The organism is Vibrio sp. Y176 (genome assembly GCF_033438945.1).
Genome location: NZ_JAWOQS010000953.1, coordinates 1 through 561, shown reverse-complemented (window position 1 = coordinate 561; position 561 = coordinate 1). Strand labels below are relative to the sequence as shown.

The following is a 561-nucleotide window of genomic DNA, read 5'->3' as shown; positions in this document are numbered from 1 at the left end:
AAAACAAAAGGAACGACATCATGAAAGGATTACTGAAACTCGCCGCGTACCTTGGCTTTATCTCCATGGGTTCGTTTGCTCTTGCGTCTGAGTGCCCCGACATTCTGCAAGGCAAACAGCGCATGTTAAATTCAACAGAAGAAATTGAGCTTTGTGAAGTATTCAAAGGGAAAACATTGCTCGTCGTAAACACTGCCAGCCAATGCGGTTTTACACCTCAATATGAGCAACTAGAAACGCTATACCAAACTTACAAAGATAAAAACTTTGCAGTCATCGGTTTTCCCAGTAACGATTTTCGACAAGACAAAGGAAGCGAAGAAAATACCGCAAAGATCTGCTATCTCGACTACGGCGTGACGTTCCCTATGATGGCTCGCAGCTCCGTACTGGGTAACGATGCCAACCCTGTCTTTTCTGAAATCAGCACTCAAGCCGGTGTGACTCCGAAGTGGAACTTTTACAAGTTTCTCATCAGTAAAGAAGGCAAAGTCATCGCCACATTTCCAAGCTCAACCTCTCCGACGAGTACTACGCTTACTAATATGATTGAGCAACAAC

At 44.4% G+C, this 561-nt stretch carries 1 protein-coding gene; it reads left to right on the top strand.

Annotated elements, in window-relative coordinates:
* Positions 1-20 precede the first annotated feature (20 nt).
* The coding region (locus R7O13_RS29605) for a glutathione peroxidase (RefSeq protein ID WP_412125750.1) at positions 21-561 on the top strand (541 nt) is incomplete at its 3' end.